General features: G+C 57.0%; 15 protein-coding genes. 7 read left to right on the top strand and 8 right to left on the bottom strand.

Going from position 1 to position 14,231, the window contains the following annotated elements; translation table 11 throughout:
- Nucleotides 1–48 precede the first annotated feature (48 nt).
- The 4 genes from DVK00_RS13795 (at nt 49) to DVK00_RS21780 (ending at nt 1,661) form a co-directional block, all read left to right on the top strand.
- The gene (locus DVK00_RS13795; protein WP_101351903.1) at nt 49–339 is read left to right on the top strand and encodes a DUF211 domain-containing protein; all 291 of its coding nucleotides are present in this window, start codon (nt 49–51) and stop codon (nt 337–339) included.
- Between the two features lie 6 nt (nt 340–345).
- Complete coding sequence (locus tag DVK00_RS13790) at nt 346–927, top strand: VIT1/CCC1 transporter family protein (protein WP_101351902.1); 582 nt, start codon at nt 346–348, stop codon at nt 925–927.
- A 75-nt stretch (nt 928–1,002) separates the two neighbouring features.
- Nucleotides 1,003–1,392 carry a DoxX family protein gene (locus DVK00_RS13785; protein ID WP_121577871.1) on the top strand — a complete coding sequence of 130 codons (390 nt, stop codon included), beginning with the start codon at nt 1,003–1,005 and terminating at the stop codon, nt 1,390–1,392.
- Between the two features lie 113 nt (nt 1,393–1,505).
- Nucleotides 1,506–1,661, top strand: a complete 156-nt coding sequence (locus DVK00_RS21780; RefSeq protein ID WP_199722467.1) for a hypothetical protein — start codon at nt 1,506–1,508, stop codon at nt 1,659–1,661.
- A 142-nt stretch (nt 1,662–1,803) separates the two neighbouring features.
- On the opposite strand, the gene DVK00_RS13780 is transcribed toward DVK00_RS21780, so the two are convergent.
- The 3 genes from DVK00_RS13780 to DVK00_RS13770 form a co-directional block, all read right to left on the bottom strand.
- Nucleotides 1,804–2,127: a hypothetical protein gene (locus DVK00_RS13780; RefSeq protein ID WP_101351900.1), complete on the bottom strand. Its 324-nt coding sequence runs from the start codon at nt 2,125–2,127 to the stop codon at nt 1,804–1,806.
- Nucleotides 2,128–2,333: 206 nt separating this feature from the next.
- Nucleotides 2,334–3,698 (bottom strand): bifunctional UDP-sugar hydrolase/5'-nucleotidase, encoded by a 1,365-nt coding sequence (locus DVK00_RS13775; RefSeq protein ID WP_121577870.1) that lies wholly within the window; start codon nt 3,696–3,698, stop codon nt 2,334–2,336.
- Between the two features lie 176 nt (nt 3,699–3,874).
- Nucleotides 3,875–4,981: a tubulin/FtsZ family protein gene (locus DVK00_RS13770; protein ID WP_121537121.1), complete on the bottom strand. Its 1,107-nt coding sequence runs from the start codon at nt 4,979–4,981 to the stop codon at nt 3,875–3,877.
- Nucleotides 4,982–5,381: 400 nt separating this feature from the next.
- On the opposite strand from DVK00_RS13770, the gene DVK00_RS13760 reads away from it, so the two are divergent.
- Nucleotides 5,382–5,891 carry a universal stress protein gene (locus DVK00_RS13760; RefSeq protein WP_121537117.1) on the top strand — a complete coding sequence of 170 codons (510 nt, stop codon included), beginning with the start codon at nt 5,382–5,384 and terminating at the stop codon, nt 5,889–5,891.
- 741 nt (nt 5,892–6,632) lie between these two features.
- On the opposite strand, the gene phnE (DVK00_RS13755) is transcribed toward DVK00_RS13760, so the two are convergent.
- From phnE (DVK00_RS13755) to phnD, 4 genes are read right to left on the bottom strand one after another with little or no spacing between them, the layout of a single operon-like run.
- Nucleotides 6,633–7,427: a phosphonate ABC transporter, permease protein PhnE gene (gene phnE / locus DVK00_RS13755; protein WP_053967803.1), complete on the bottom strand. Its 795-nt coding sequence runs from the start codon at nt 7,425–7,427 to the stop codon at nt 6,633–6,635.
- Nucleotides 7,427–8,242 (bottom strand): phosphonate ABC transporter, permease protein PhnE, encoded by an 816-nt coding sequence (gene phnE / locus DVK00_RS13750; protein ID WP_101351895.1) that lies wholly within the window; start codon nt 8,240–8,242, stop codon nt 7,427–7,429. The genes phnE (DVK00_RS13755) and phnE (DVK00_RS13750) overlap by 1 nt, the downstream gene beginning before the upstream one ends.
- A gap of 5 nt (nt 8,243–8,247) precedes the next feature.
- A complete protein-coding gene (gene phnC / locus DVK00_RS13745) occupies nt 8,248–9,063 on the bottom strand; it encodes a phosphonate ABC transporter ATP-binding protein (RefSeq protein WP_101351894.1) in 816 nt (271 codons plus the stop codon).
- Nucleotides 9,064–9,078: 15 nt separating this feature from the next.
- Complete coding sequence (gene phnD / locus DVK00_RS13740; RefSeq protein ID WP_198560259.1) at nt 9,079–10,257, bottom strand: phosphate/phosphite/phosphonate ABC transporter substrate-binding protein; 1,179 nt, start codon at nt 10,255–10,257, stop codon at nt 9,079–9,081.
- Nucleotides 10,258–10,556: 299 nt separating this feature from the next.
- On the opposite strand from phnD, the gene DVK00_RS13735 reads away from it, so the two are divergent.
- Together DVK00_RS13735 and DVK00_RS13730 are read left to right on the top strand one after the other, a co-directional pair.
- On the top strand, nt 10,557–11,858 hold the full coding sequence (locus DVK00_RS13735) for a DUF4010 domain-containing protein (RefSeq protein ID WP_198560258.1): 1,302 nt from the start codon (nt 10,557–10,559) through the stop codon (nt 11,856–11,858).
- Nucleotides 11,859–11,980: 122 nt separating this feature from the next.
- Entirely contained in the window at nt 11,981–12,772 is a 792-nt protein-coding gene (locus DVK00_RS13730; protein WP_101351893.1) for an HAD-IIA family hydrolase, read from the top strand.
- Between the two features lie 52 nt (nt 12,773–12,824).
- Here DVK00_RS13730 and DVK00_RS13725 read toward each other — a convergent pair whose 3' ends face one another.
- A complete protein-coding gene (locus DVK00_RS13725; protein ID WP_232794571.1) occupies nt 12,825–13,697 on the bottom strand; it encodes a glycerophosphodiester phosphodiesterase in 873 nt (290 codons plus the stop codon).
- Nucleotides 13,698–14,231 lie beyond the last annotated feature (534 nt).

Genomic DNA, 14,231 nt, shown 5'->3' with positions numbered 1-14,231 from the left:
GGGTGGTATTGGCACACATTTTTACCATAACCCCGCGCGTGTTGAGATATGGCAGCAGTCCGACGCCTTGTAATCGATGTCCTGAAACCACACGATCCGCCGCTCCTGACCTTTACCGACCAACTGGCCGAAATTGCGGGGGTCGACGGAGTAACATCGTCTCTGATTGAACTGGATCAGGAAGTGCAGAATGTCAAGGTCACGTTCGAAGGCGACGATCTGGATTTCGAGGCGATCGATGAAACGATCGAACATCTCGGCGGGTCAGTGCACTCTGTAGACCAGGTTGCCTGCGGTGACACTGTTGTCACGGATCGACGGACGTTACAGGATGGCTGATGCGCTGTGGCGTCCATTCGACAATTCATCAGGCGACTGCTCGGAAAGGAAGATGTTCTTGCTATCTCCCGTCGGTACTTCATTTCGAACGGCTTTGACGGGACACTCACGAGCATCGGCATCATCGTCGGCGCTGTCCTGTCTGGGGTCCCTGATGGATACACTGTGATCAAAATCGGACTGGGCGCGGCAGTTGGCCTCGGGACCTCTGCAGTCTGGAGCGTGTGGGAAATCGAACGTGCCGAAACCCGGGCCGAAATCAGACGTATCGAGCAAGCGATGCTTACGGATCTCGATGATACCCGCGTGCAGCGAAACCAGCGCGGTGCCCGCTTCGTCCACGCCATTATGAGCGGCCTCGGCCCGCTGGTCGGGATTCTGATTCCGCTGACCCCGTTCCTTGTCGCAGGAACCGTCGTCACAATGACAGAGGCGGCACTCATCGCGGTTGGCCTCGGTGTCGGTGTGTTGGGTGCGTTCGGTGCCTACATGGGTTCGATTTCGGGCCAGCAGTGGTACGTTGCCGCCGCGCGAATGGGACTTGCCGGCGTAGTCGTGGCCGTTCTCAATCTCTTTCTCCCCGGCTGAGAGACTGGGACTCTGTTTCCTCACGGAAGCACAAATCCCAACTTGCTTTGGACTGGCCGCCGAACAAGGTCGTAGATGCATGTTGGCTTGCGGCAGTTCAAACGGCCGTTGTGCTACGTGATGTCGACCCTGTATGTCGTTGCTGGGATACTGCATTTCGTCGTGCCGGAACTATACGTCCAGATCGTGCCGCCGGTTTTGCCAGCACCGCTTGCGCTGGTGTACCTGTCCGGTGTCGCCGAGATCGGTGTCGGGTTCGGCCTGCTGGTACCGCAGACGCGCTCATACGCTGCATGGGCGACGATCGCACTGCTCGTCGCGATTTTTCCCGCAAACGTCTACATGGCTGTTTCCATGGTCACCATCGAGGGCACGGGCGGCGGCCAGCCATCTGCACTGGTCCGCTGGGCACGCTTACCACTGCAGGGCGTGTTGATTCTCTGGGCGTACTGGTACACCGACTGAGCGTGGCGGCGGCCGACCACGACGTGTTCGCCACGATACCTGCGCTGAATGAGAAGCTGGACCACGTATCCTGATTGAATCACTTATTACGAAGAAGCGGATGGTGTCGCACAATGGCCGTTGAATTCCTCCTCCCCGGCCTGATCGGATTCGCTTTCGTAATGGTTGCAGCCTATGCCGGCTCACTCCGGGCGCTGGAAGTCTACTTCGACTCGGAGCAGGACAGTATCTTCCTCTCGGATGACTACGACCCGCCCGGTGAGCAGTAGCCTCGCGGTATCAGCCACAGAATCGAGGCGTGTGCTGAAAGCTGGAGACAAGCTGTTCCGACGCGCTGCTTCGTGGTCAGTCTGTGTTCAGGCGCTCTGTAGCGGAATCTAATTTAGAGGCAGAAGTCAATAGTGTCGGTACTCACACAACTTTCTGCCAGGCCGGGCTCGCTTCGAGTTCTTGCATCGCCGTGCGGACCTCTGACTGAATCGCCCCGTAATACCGCTTTCGACCAACTGGTGTCTGGATGCGGATAATGGCGGTCTCGCTTGTCACCTCAAACAGCGACAGGGCCCACTGCCCGGCCTGATAGGACCAGTCGCCGAGTTCTATCGTTTGCTCGTCCTGAATAGAGCGTGTGCCCAGTTCCCAGCTCTGACGTGTCAAATGATCGAGGTTGAACGGCACAACATCGGGAAGCGTGGCAGCACAGCCGCTTTCACAGCGAGTGTTATCTACCGCCATGATACGAAATCCAGAATCGATCAGTAAAAACGTGTCTACTTTCCCGGCTCAAATCTGACGCGACGTGGAGTTCTCAGCGTAGCGCAAACCGCTGTCTGTTCTCGAATATATACTTACGCGACTCGCCACCGAATAAGCGGCTCACTTTGAGCGGGCTTCAACGTCGTTTCTAGGCCATATACACAGTCATTCCTCGCGTGAACTCATCAGCATTCTCGGAGCCGTCCGTCCACCTGGACAGCGAGGCCTTCTTCGCGAGCGTAGTCTGCAACAGTCTTGAACGGAGGTCCGACCGAATCGACGGCTGTCTCGCGCGGAATCGGCCAGTTGTCGCTGTAGACGACGTACGAGTTGGTGGCAATCCTGTACTCGCGACCGGCGTCGATAGGCTGGTCGTTGACAGCCACGCTCACTAGCCGTCCAGTTTCGGTGTCGTACTCGACGGTCATCCCGCTGATGTCGCCGTGCCAGAGCCGTCCGTCATCGCGGTGGGGACGGAAGGCTGCCTTCAAGAGCGTTCGTAGCTGGTCACCCGAAAGGCGGAGGACCTCCACCTTACCGCCGAAGGGGTTTAGGCTGGCCACCTCGCCAGCCGTGACCTCACCAGACAGGGGTCGCCCCTCTCGAAGGCCGCCATTGTGGACGAAGGCGACATCGGTATCAGCCGCCCAGCGATAGGCGTCGGCCACGAGGTTGCCAATACGACTCTCGCCGCGGGTACGCCGGTCGATATCGCGATAGATCGGGTCGTCGACAGTGGCGACAGTCTCCAGCAAGCCGACATCGGCCAGCTGCTCGCGGGTCGTATCGGCCATCGACTTGTCGATAGGTCCCTCGGCTGTCGAATGCCGAGTGGCCACCGGCGGACGATTCCCGTCGAACAGTTCGACTTCCCAGACCACTTGCCCGTTTGCTCCGGGGCGGATAACCAGTGTTCCGTCGACGATCTCGTGGCGTTCCCTGTGGACGTGGCCCCCGAGGACCGCGTCGACACCGTCGACGGCCGCAACGGCGGTCTCATAATCACGCCGTAAGTGTGCGAGCACCACGAACTGATCGACAGTGTGACCGAGTTCACCCACCGCTGTTCGCACGCTCTCGACAGGACTGGTCACGGTCAGCTCCGACGCGCCGGTTGGAGCAATTCGGGGCGTCGCGGGATCGATTACCCCGACGAATCCGATCTGTTGGCTATCTCGGTGTAGAACTGTCATTCCTTCTAACCCAGCGATGCCAGAACCACAACCGGCTTCACTGTCGCCGGCAGCGACGTTCGCGACGATCCACTCCTGTGGACTCTCCGAGATGACGTCTAGAATGGGCGCAGTCCCGAAGTCGAAATCGTGGTTTCCTACCGTCTCGACATCGGTACTCACTGCCCGGAAAAACGGTAGCGCTTGACGGCCTTCGAAATAGTGAGCGAGAACACCCGGGGCAGTGTTGTCGCCGGTACCGGCGACGACTGTGTCCTCTCCGCGGACGGACTGGATTGTTCCGGCGAGCTGCCCCATCCGAACGGGGTCGTCACAGCCGGTCTCAATGTCAGAGTACTGGAGTAACCGAACTGACATCGCTCAAAGCCGATTCCAGTGACGTATGGAAATGGATTTCGCTTGTGACTTCTCGGTAATGTGCTTCCGTTCCCGGCCGCCTCGGTGAGACCGTCCTCGTTGCTGGGTGAGATTCACTGCTCCAAAGCAACGTAGCTTCGACCGCGGCGTCCGCCAGCTGTTCCAATTAGAGGTCGTTATGTCGATTGTTCGGCTAACTTTTTCAGTTCCACCAGCCGCGGCAGTTCTGTGACGCCGCTAAGTACGACTAAAACCGACAGCGTGTTTCGGTCGGGCGTGGGCATGTCGCCACTCCGGACCTCCGGCGACTGGAGTTCCTCGGTAAGCCATCGCCGCCCGTCGGTAACGGCTTCCCGGAGCAGCCACGCGGGCGGCCCGGCAAACACAGCTAGGGCTTTATCGGCGGACGCCACCTCGCACTGGATCGTTAGTTTGCCACGTACCGCTCGGCGGAGTGTCGTCTCGACGGCGTTGTATGCCTCTATTTCGTCAACATCGTCCGAGTTGTCCCCGAGAAAGCGGTTTTTGAGCTGGCCTATAACTGTCCCGTCTCCGTCCCCGCTATCCGCCTGCAGGTCCTGACTGGCGTAGCCAAGTGTTGTGAAACCAGAGTCTGAGAGGGTATTGATAATCTCGCTAGCGTCAACGACACTCTGACCGACGGTGTCGGATGCCGTCGCCTCACCTGCGGCGAATAGCGCCCCGAGCCGCGCCACAACGGTTTCGTTCAGTGTCTCGGAGGTCTCATCGACCGTCTGGCCGCTTCCGAGCCACGCTTCGTTGTCGAACAGTATCTGTCCGTCGACAGGCGATTCCAGCGCCTGGAGTGCCTGCATCGTGTTCGCGGCTGCGTCGTCGTCCCTGCCGGCTGGTAACACCGCTAAACAGTAGAGTGGGAGCGAGTAAACCTCTCTGAGCGCGTGGGCGACGTGGGCTGTGGCACCGCTGCCAGTCCCGCCTGCAAGCCCGGCCACGAGGACGATAGCGTCGATATCACTCGTTATCAGTTCGTCTATCGCCCGGCGAATCTCGAGCCGTTCGTCTTCGATAGCGGCGATACCGCTCGCTCGGTCCCCGTTCGTTCCGATCCCAGTTGTTTCGGAGAGCCCGAAGGCATGCCGCCGGTCGGACGGGAGTCCATCGAGTTCGCCGAGCGCTTCGGTGTCCGTGTCGAGGGCACAGGCTGCGCCGAGATATGGTCCTTCGCGGCGTTCGTTGTCCTGCCACAGTCGCTCAACGATCCGGCCTCCAGCGCCACCGATACCAACTGCCGCGACTCGCATACGTCGCATTTAGTGTCGTCTACTATTAATAATCCGACTCACTGCGATACCACCACTGGTATTGCTACAAGTCGAGGTACGGTCGGAGCTTCAGTAGCGTCTCACAGGACTGGTATTTGACCGCAATACTGTCAGAATAGAAGCCTCTCATGCGACAGGCGCTGAAAAGGACTGTGTCTCACGAGCTTGTCGATGAACCAGCCGATTCTCTGTCTATTATCGTTTCCGGCGAGTCGATGGGCAGCCTGTTCATCGCCACCGCTCTCGACAGCTATAGGCCCTGTGCTGTGCGCGGCCCCCTCGGCTCTCGGGGGGTGCTGGCTCATAGAGCCTGATGCTGGTTTCCCGCTGTGTAAGAATGGATGCGGTGTTACTTGTCTGCTTGTCTAATAGTCGGTATATGACCCTCGTTGTGCCGTTCGACGGCTCTGAATTAGCCGAGGCAGCACTCGTTCGGGCGACGGAGTTCGGCAACGTCTTCGAAGAGGAGGTGCTGGCCGTCAGTGTCGTCCGGAACGGGAATGCGGAGTACGCTCGGGAACACGACTGGATCGGGCCGAACGAAGAATTCGACTTGGAGACAGTTGTCTCCTCACTGCACGAGCAGGTGATAGACCTGTGTCCGGCTTCCGATTTCCGACATACAGTCGTGGATCGGTACGCGCCGGCCGGGTCGGTGGCGAAAGCCATCCGCAAGATGGCCAAGAGAGAAGACGCGTCAATGGTCTTTATCGGGAGCGAAAACGCCGGCCACCTCGTCACGAGCATCAGCAGTGTCGGCGGATCGATTGCCTCGGACGACGCCTACGACGTCGTCATTGTCCGAAACTGCAATCCGTCTAAAATCGCCAAACTCAGGGACACGTCCCCGCACAGACAGTCGAAATCCGATTTTTATTTCCCGGAATAGGGAACGATGCCGGCCGTACAGTCATCCCAGAACCGACAGACGGAACGCAGATATCACAACTGTTTTTGTTACCAACTGTATATTGTTAGGTGGGTTCTGGTCCTCGCTCCATCTCCCCTTGAGTCTAATCCAGTTCATCGATTGGCCCGAGTCCAGAACCTGTCGTCGTGGATGACGACTTTGGGTGGTGCGTGCACGCCACTCCCCCCGGCTGCCCACCATTCGTTTGCTGACTACTCCTGAGTCGTTGCTGGTCCTCGTGACGGGTTTTTGGAAGTTCTCCCGTGTTACACCGCTTCCCCCAGTAGCGAAGCGGCCACGAATCGGTGTGAGCATACTGGCAGGGTTCGAAAGCCCGTGTCTGACAGAGTCAACTAGCGGCTACACATCGCTTCAAGCATCATGAGTGCCAGGAACCACTTCGAAGAGCTGCCCTGTATCAACGAACCAGGGCTACTGTTGGATTCTAAATAACTGTTGTGGGCTCGTTATTCGTGCGTTTTAGCCGGCGTATTATATCGCTAAATCGGCCAGTCATCCACGAAGCTCTCGGAGTAAATTCACGCGGCGCTGTCTCCGTTGATGGCGACTCGTAAAACGGAGAAGGGGAAAACCAGGTTGGCAGACACTGGCGTTGGCCCCACTGGCTATATATACTCTAGATATATAAGGTTTCTGATATATTATTTATAGTATTATCTAATAGTGTGGCAAATAATAGGCGACGCGAGATGCGAACGCCTACATCACTTTCTTGCGCAGATAGGCTGAGATGGCTTCACTGATGAGCACAAGGCCCAGAATCGAGATGAGTATCGTCAGGACTGCTTCCCAATTGAAGTAATTGATCTCTGTTTGTAGTGGGACGCCGATCCCGCCTGCACCGACGAATCCGATGATCGTCGACGCTCTGACGTTGATATCCCATCGAAGCGTCGCGACGCTGATGAACGCCGGCTTGATCTGTGGAACGATACTGTAGATGAGTACATCAACGGACGATGCCCCAGCTGCTGTGATCGCCTCGACAGACCCGCGGTCGATCTCTTCGATGGCCTCTGCGATTAGCTTTGCAGTGAACCCGATCGACCTGATCGAAATCGCAAGCACGCCAGCGAGGGCTCCCGGGCCGAAGATAACCACGAAGATCAGCGCCCAGATGATGACGTTGACCGAACGGGTAAACGAGATGATGAACTTACCCAGCAGGTACGCCGGCTTGTTGGGCGTCGTGTTGCTGGCGCCGAGGAACGCGACCGGAATCGCCATCACGATGGCCAGTGCCGTGCCGAGGATGGAGATATTGATGGTCTCGAGGAGCGGCCCGACAATTTTCCGGGAGTATCCCACATTGGGAGGATACATCCGGCCGAAGAGGTCAGCCAGTTCGCGCGGAGCAGTCACGGCGTAGCCGTAATTCACTTCCATGGCACGCCAGGCTGCGACGAGGATGACAAGCCCAGCCAGTAGTCCAAAGAACCGGAGCAATCGCTCACGGCGATCGAACCGGCTCCAGGAGTCAGTGCTGTTTGACATTATTGGATCCGCCTCCGGACGAGAGCGCTGACGCCTTCACCGACCATGACAATCGCGACGATGACGGCGATAATCGCCATACTGAACTGGTAATCGTACTTATCGAAGGAGTTCAGCAGTGTGATCCCGATACCACCCGCTCCGACAATCCCAACGACGGTGCTGTGACGGAGATTGATGTCGAGCCGGTAAATCGACAGCCCGACAATCCGGGGCATTACCTGTGGGAGCACGCCGTAGAGATACGTCTGGACGGGTGTCCCGCCGACCGCGGTGATCGCCTCCATCTGTCCGCGGTCGATGTCCTCGATTTCCTCTGCGAGGAGCTTCGCGAAGAATCCGATGGTTTTGAACGCGAGCGCAAGGACACCAGCGAGCGGACCGAACCCGACCGCTTTGACCATAATGATCGCGACGATGAGTTCGTGAAGCGAGCGCGTGACGGCGACGATGCTGCGGCCGACGTAGTAGACTGGCTTCGGCGAGAGGTTGTTGGAAGACATGACAGCGACCGGCACGCTGACGATGATTCCCATTGTCGTGGCGACAATCGTCATCACAATGCTCTCGACGATTCCCTGTATGAGGAGTTCCCGCTGCGACGGAGTGTACGCTGGTGGGAGCATGCTCGAGACGAGCTCGACACCGGCTCCGATCCCTCGCATAAATCGGCTGGGGGAAATCCGGAGGTTCCAGAAGCTATACGCGAAGAACAACAAGATAAGCCCGTAGATGAGATACTTGACTTTCTTGTTGTAGAAGACTGTGGGTCGCTCCCAGGATCCTTCAACAGCCGATCCAGATTCAGCAGCCATGTTGATTAGTCACCTCGCTCGGCAATAACGTCGTCAGAGTCGGTGCTGCTACTGGCACTCGGCTCTTCGCGGTCCGCAATGGATTCACCACCGCGATAGATTTCGTCTCTGGCTGCCTGATCCAGATCGTCGGGCGGGCCGTTAAAGACGATTTCACCGTCACTGAGACCGATGATGCGGTCCGCGTAGTCGACCGCTAGATCGACTTCGTGGATGTTGATGATGATGGGGATATCGTCTTCATGAGCGATGTCCGTCAGGAGGCTCATGACCTCTCGGGAGGTGTCGGGGTCCAGCGCACTCGTCGGCTCGTCAGCGAGCAGGATTTTCGGCCGCTGAATGACGGCACGGGCGATACCAACGCGCTGTCGCTGGCCACCAGAGAGTTCATCTGCACGGTTGTTCTCGACGCCTTCAAGATTCACGCGACTGAGAATCTCCCGTGCGCGCCTGATGTCCTCCGGTGGGAAGTTCCGCCGGAACGCGTTCCACGTGCTGAGATAGCCCAGGCGGCCGGAGAGTATGTTTTCCATGACCGTAAGGCGCTCTACAAGATTGAACTCTTGGAAGATCATACCCATATCGCGACGGACGTCGCGAAGGGCTGATTTGTCCAGGCCAGTGACCTCTGTATCGTCGAGTGAGACGTGCCCACCAGTTGGCTCGGTCAGCCTGTTGATACTACGAACGAGTGTGCTTTTCCCGGCCCCGCTTGGCCCGATGATTGCAACGATCTCGTTTCCACTGACTTCGAATGAGACACCTTTGAGTGCTTTATCACCGGAGTCGTACGTTTTTTCCAAATTATCTACAGTGAGCATTATTCGAGTCTCTTCTTAGCCTTCGATGTTATCGGTGTTGTACTTGATCTCGTTATTCTCCTGAATCTGCAGGATGATATCGTAGACTGTGGCGTAATCGATCTCCGTCCACTTTCCGCGACCACCGAAGACCTCCGCGATCTTGGTGTCAGAGTAGTCGTAATCGAGGAATGCCGCCCTGATACCTTCCTGAATTTCTGGTTTCAGGTTGTAGCGGTAACAGAAGCTCGTTGTGGGGAACGGATTGCTGGCCCACACGACTTTGAGATTCGTCGGGTCAATGTTGTCCGCCTCGGCAACACGCGTGACACAGGTGCTACAAACCGGGGCAGCATCGTAGTCGTCGTTTGCCACACCGAGGATGCTCTGTTCGTGCCCGCCAGAGTAACTCACTTCGTAGTCGTCTCCCGGAGTGACACCCTGGTTCGAGAACAGCGCACGCGGAGCCAGGTTCCCGGAGTTGGACGACGGCTCAGCGTGTGCGACACGCTTGCCCTTGAGATCCTCTAGCGAGGAGATTTCGTCGTTGTCTGCCTGTGTGGCGAGCCACAGCCGATAGCCGAAGTCACCCTCTTTCGAAATCTGGAGTGAGAACGGGACAGCACCAGCCAGATTCACAGCAAACGGCGTTGGCCCAGTGGAGAACCCGGCGACGTGGAGGCGTTCGGATCGCATCGCCTCAATCTGTGACGCGTACGAGTTGAGGGGGAAGTACTTGACTGATTTCCCCGTTTCCTCGGCGATGTTGTCCATCAGCGGCTGCATGGTATCCCGATAGACTGCCGGATCCTCTGTCGGCGTCATCGCAAACGCGATACGGTCCGGGTCAATCAGCTCATCTTCATTGTCGGGAGTACTCTGGACGGGATCACCGTAGCGAGGGGACTCGCGTTCCTTCATGTTCTTCAGGTCCTGCAGGGACCCCGTCTCGAATCCTGCCTCGATGAGCGTCTGCATCAGCTGCGGGAACTCCGGGTTCGCCGGATCGAACTCGGGATAGTTGTTACTTTGTCCGGAACTACCGTCACCGCTACTGGAGCCGCCGCCGCTATCAGTGCTATCTCCACCAGATGCTTCGGTGTTCTGGCTACTCTCCTGAGAACAGCCTGCAACGCCCGCTGCGAGCGCAGTAGCGCCAACTTTCAGCACAGATCGTCGGTCAACTGGGTTCTGTTTCATTGTCGACGCAGACATATGCGAAATCTGGGTTAAAAAGTATTTATGTTTAAATCTGACAAAACGATATAGCCTTCAAAACGAGTTTCAGCCATACATGACGTAGTATGAAAAATCAATATCAAAACACAATGTATGACAGATATTAGGTACTAACCGCTAATCGAGAGACGCTTTCGGTCTCCACAGAGACTATATCGATATTCAGGCCAGACTCAAGGCCAACACCTATTACCCATCAGTATATTTGTCTCCATATAGAATATAGTAGTATATAGACTATATAAAAATGACGGAACCACCGCTTGAAAGTTAAGATGACTGTAATGAGTGCAATCGCGAATACGGCTGTTTTCGGAGGTATAGAGGGGATAACTGTCGATCCTGAGATACTCCACCTTTTTATCGCAGGTGCGCTGGGAATGCTGCTCGGGCTCGAACGAGAGTGGGCCAACAAATCCGCAGGAATCCGCACGTTTACCCTGACGAGCCTAGTGGGGGCTGCCGCAATGTCGCTCAACGAGACAATCCTACTTGCTTCTGGCGGAGCGCTTGTTCTCGTACAGGGGGGGTTGCTTGGAGTCCGGGGGATAGTCGCACAGTGGACTGGCGACGATGGTGAGCTAGACTCTGGCCTGTCCCTGACAACGTCGACCTCGCTCCTCGTCGCGTACGCGGTCGGGATTTTGGTTGGTGCTAATCACGTCCTGATCGGCGTCATCATTGGGATAACGTCGTCGTTCCTGCTAGTCCTTCGCAGGGAGCTACACGAGTTTGCCAACCAGTTATCCCGAGAGGAAGTACGCAGCGCCGGTGAGTTTGCGATCATCTCATTTGTCGTATATCCGCTCCTGCCCGGTGGAACGTACGGGCCGTGGGATGCGATTGATCCGAAACTGGTCTGGATGCTCGTAATCGCAGTCAGTGGGATCGGGTTTGTCAACTATATCGTGATGCAACGATACGGCAGCAAGGGGATCGCTGTCACTGGTTTCTTCGGTGGGTTGGTGAACTCCACCGCCGTGATCGGTGAAATCGCGGGCCGTGCAAAGAACAACGTGGGAATCACAGAGCTTGCAGTGGGAACGATACTGATAGCTGATGCGGCGATGGCGGTTCGGAATTTAGCGATCATCGTTGCGTTCGTCCCCGAGTCGGCTGTCAGCGTTGGACTCCCCCTCGGCCTGATCGCCATCAGTGGCGTTGGACTCGCATATTACGATAGCAACTGGGAGGGCGATCTGGAACTGGATTTCGACTCCCCGTTTAGTAGCGCGAACGCGCTGAAATTCGGGGTGCTCTTCCTTGCTGTCTTGATTCTCACCGCTGGCGCACAGCGTATCTTCGGAACAGCTGGCTTCCTGATTACGAGCTTCCTCAGCGGCATCGTCTCGAGCGGCACGACGACAACGACTGCAGTGACGCTGACATCGACTGGCCAGATATCGCCGGCGGTAGCGGCACAGGGCGTACTGGCCGGAACCCTCTCCAGTATCCTCGTGAAAATCGGGTTTGCAACGAGTATCAACCGCTCACTGTTAGCGCCGGTAGTGCGAAAGTCGCTCTACCTGTCGCTGATCGGAATCGGTGGTGTGGTTATTAGCCTCCAAGTGATATGAACCGCCAGAGCTATCCGGATGGTACGAGGGCCGCCGGGGTCCCTGCGGCAAAGGAAGCGCCTGTGAATACGTCGGCAGCGGCGTCTGCCGAAGCGTTACTGTTCGAAACGGGGAATCTCTAGATGACGTACACCAGTGCTATTATCGATCTCGACGGAACGGTGTATCGAGGGGAGTCATTAGTTGAAAACGCTGCCGAAGGGGTCCAAGCAGTGCGTCAGGCGGGGCTTTCGACCCTGTTCGTTACGAACAAACCGATTGACCGCCGAGAGACATACTGTGAGAAGCTGAACGCGCTGGGCATTGAGTGCAGCAGTGATGACATAATCACGTCCGCCACGGCAGCAGCGGACTATCTATCCGCGCAGTATCCGGAGCGTGAGATTTACGTTATCGGCGAGGACGCCCTGGTCGCGGAGTTGCGCGCCGCTGGATTGAAGACGACGACTGACCCAGAGCGAGCAGGCACAGTCATCGCATCACTTGATTTCGGGTTCGATTACCAGACGCTACAGGATGCGCTAATCGCACTCACTGAGAACGACGCGCTCTTCGTTGCGACCAATCCGGATCGAACGTGTCCTGTAGATGACGGTGAGATTCCCGATGCTGCAGGGATGATCGGAGCGATAGAGGGAGTGACTGGGCAGGAGTTGGACCAGTTGATTGGAAAACCGTCCAACGTCATCCTGCAGATGGCGCTGGAGCGGGTCGGCGGAGAGCCCGACCGTTGCCTCATGATCGGTGACCGGCTCGAGACAGACATCAGAATGGGAAATCAGGCTGGAATGGAGACGGTACTGCCACTCACTGGCGTTACCAGTACCGCGGACTTGGCGGAGAGTGAGGTGCGTGCCGACCACGTCGTGACCGACCTTTCAGAGCTGGCAGCGATTGTAGCGGACGAGGGATAGGGCAGGGACCAAGGAGCGGTTAGCTGTTCCCACTGCGTCTATGCCTCAGATATCAATCGAGTACACCGGGGTAGTCAGCGATGATTCCGTCGACACCGGCCTCGACCAGTTTCTCCGCCTGATGCCAGGTCGTTATGGTGTATGGGATCACCTTCCGCCCCTCCTTGTGGGCAGTCTCGACCAGATCGATCTCGGCGAAACCCGGGTCTTCGAGGTAATAATCTTCGTTGAAGAAGGGCGTGTTCATAATCATATTGTACGGGGGCTGGATGTACTCCGCGTCCAGATCACGGACGACAGACAGTCCCTCCTCGATGGAGTCCCAGAGCAAGTACGCGATCGGAATATTGGGATTCGACTTTCTGACGGACTCCAGTGCAGCCCTCTGGAACGACTGAACGATAAAGTCGTTCTCGTGAGTGGAGAGGACGTCAAGCGCCTGCTCCGTAAACGGGTCCCAGGTCTCAACGGCCGATTCTGACGCGTCATCGTCGGGAGAAACTCCAGCGGCTTTCCACTCAATGTTGAGTGGGATGCTGTCCGGAGTGGCTTCGACGAACTCGTCTAGTCGTGGGATCGTCTCTCCGCTGTCACGGATTTCGGCGTCCAGAACGGTCTGTACATCTGTCTCCCAGACGTACCCGGATTCGTCTGTCAGGTCGTCCAGCTTATCATCATGGAATACGACGATTTCGAAGTCCTCGCCCTTCCAGGGTTTCCCGCCTGCAGGTACGAGGTCACACTCCATCATGTCAGTGTTGTACCCCGGACCGCCACGACCACCGTACGCCGCCTGTTGGACAGCAGCAATGGTGTTTTGCGGATACAGGCCGCGGTAGCCACGGTGTGCAGCAAGGATCGGTGTGGAAGCGATAGGCGGCTCGGTGCTGTCGTGATCGTTTTCTCTGCCAGCAGCAGTGCCCACGATGGACCCCAGAGCGGCAGCAGACGCACTCTTCAGCACGGTTCGACGGCATATGTCTGGTATTCGAACCATTCCGTGGCCTATTACCTACACAATCTATATATAGCTATTGATTAGTAATATCGATATATACGGGTTCGGAGTTGCGAGTCATTTTACCCCTCATAGGAGGTGTGTCTGTAGCTCAGTCGGAACTGACCGACCCGCAATAGTCCGACAGCGACGAACAGGACGACGGAGTTCGCTGGGGCGGACCCAAACTCGTGGAACTGGAGGGGTCCGGGAGGGGGCGTGAATAATTGCGTACCGGTCCGACCGTCCGTTGTAGTGCGGCACATGCCGAAATGGCATATAACTGTAACTATGCGGCAGCCTCCGCTCACTTTCAGTGTGCTTGATTACTCAGTACGGGGACGTAGCTGTCAGGGCCACGGATCTGAAAGCAGCGCATCAGGAAAACAGTCGTTCCCAGAGCACCGAACAGCAGCCCGACAGTCGGATACGGAAAGACTCCATCAAAGAGAATGACCAGAA

This window comes from Haloarcula sp. Atlit-47R, from assembly GCF_003665985.1.
GTDB lineage: Archaea > Halobacteriota > Halobacteria > Halobacteriales > Haloarculaceae > Haloarcula > Haloarcula taiwanensis.
This window is presented reverse-complemented; position numbering and strand designations above follow the sequence as displayed.

What these genes read in the sequence shown, in the direction of transcription:
- DVK00_RS13795 (WP_101351903.1), top strand. Translation starts at nt 49, where the DNA reads ATGGCAGCAGTCCGACGCCTTGTAATCGATGTCCTGAAACCACACGAT.
- DVK00_RS13785 (WP_121577871.1), top strand. Translation starts at nt 1,003, where the DNA reads ATGCATGTTGGCTTGCGGCAGTTCAAACGGCCGTTGTGCTACGTGATG.
- DVK00_RS21780 (WP_199722467.1), top strand. Translation starts at nt 1,506, where the DNA reads ATGGCCGTTGAATTCCTCCTCCCCGGCCTGATCGGATTCGCTTTCGTA.
- DVK00_RS13780 (WP_101351900.1), bottom strand. Translation starts at nt 2,127, where the DNA reads ATGGCGGTAGATAACACTCGCTGTGAAAGCGGCTGTGCTGCCACGCTT.
- DVK00_RS13775 (WP_121577870.1), bottom strand. Translation starts at nt 3,698, where the DNA reads ATGTCAGTTCGGTTACTCCAGTACTCTGACATTGAGACCGGCTGTGAC.
- DVK00_RS13770 (WP_121537121.1), bottom strand. Translation starts at nt 4,981, where the DNA reads ATGCGAGTCGCGGCAGTTGGTATCGGTGGCGCTGGAGGCCGGATCGTT.
- DVK00_RS13760 (WP_121537117.1), top strand. Translation starts at nt 5,382, where the DNA reads ATGACCCTCGTTGTGCCGTTCGACGGCTCTGAATTAGCCGAGGCAGCA.
- phnE (WP_053967803.1), bottom strand. Translation starts at nt 7,427, where the DNA reads ATGTCAAACAGCACTGACTCCTGGAGCCGGTTCGATCGCCGTGAGCGA.
- phnE (WP_101351895.1), bottom strand. Translation starts at nt 8,242, where the DNA reads ATGGCTGCTGAATCTGGATCGGCTGTTGAAGGATCCTGGGAGCGACCC.
- phnC (WP_101351894.1), bottom strand. Translation starts at nt 9,063, where the DNA reads ATGCTCACTGTAGATAATTTGGAAAAAACGTACGACTCCGGTGATAAA.
- phnD (WP_198560259.1), bottom strand. Translation starts at nt 10,257, where the DNA reads ATGTCTGCGTCGACAATGAAACAGAACCCAGTTGACCGACGATCTGTG.
- DVK00_RS13735 (WP_198560258.1), top strand. Translation starts at nt 10,557, where the DNA reads ATGACTGTAATGAGTGCAATCGCGAATACGGCTGTTTTCGGAGGTATA.
- DVK00_RS13730 (WP_101351893.1), top strand. Translation starts at nt 11,981, where the DNA reads ATGACGTACACCAGTGCTATTATCGATCTCGACGGAACGGTGTATCGA.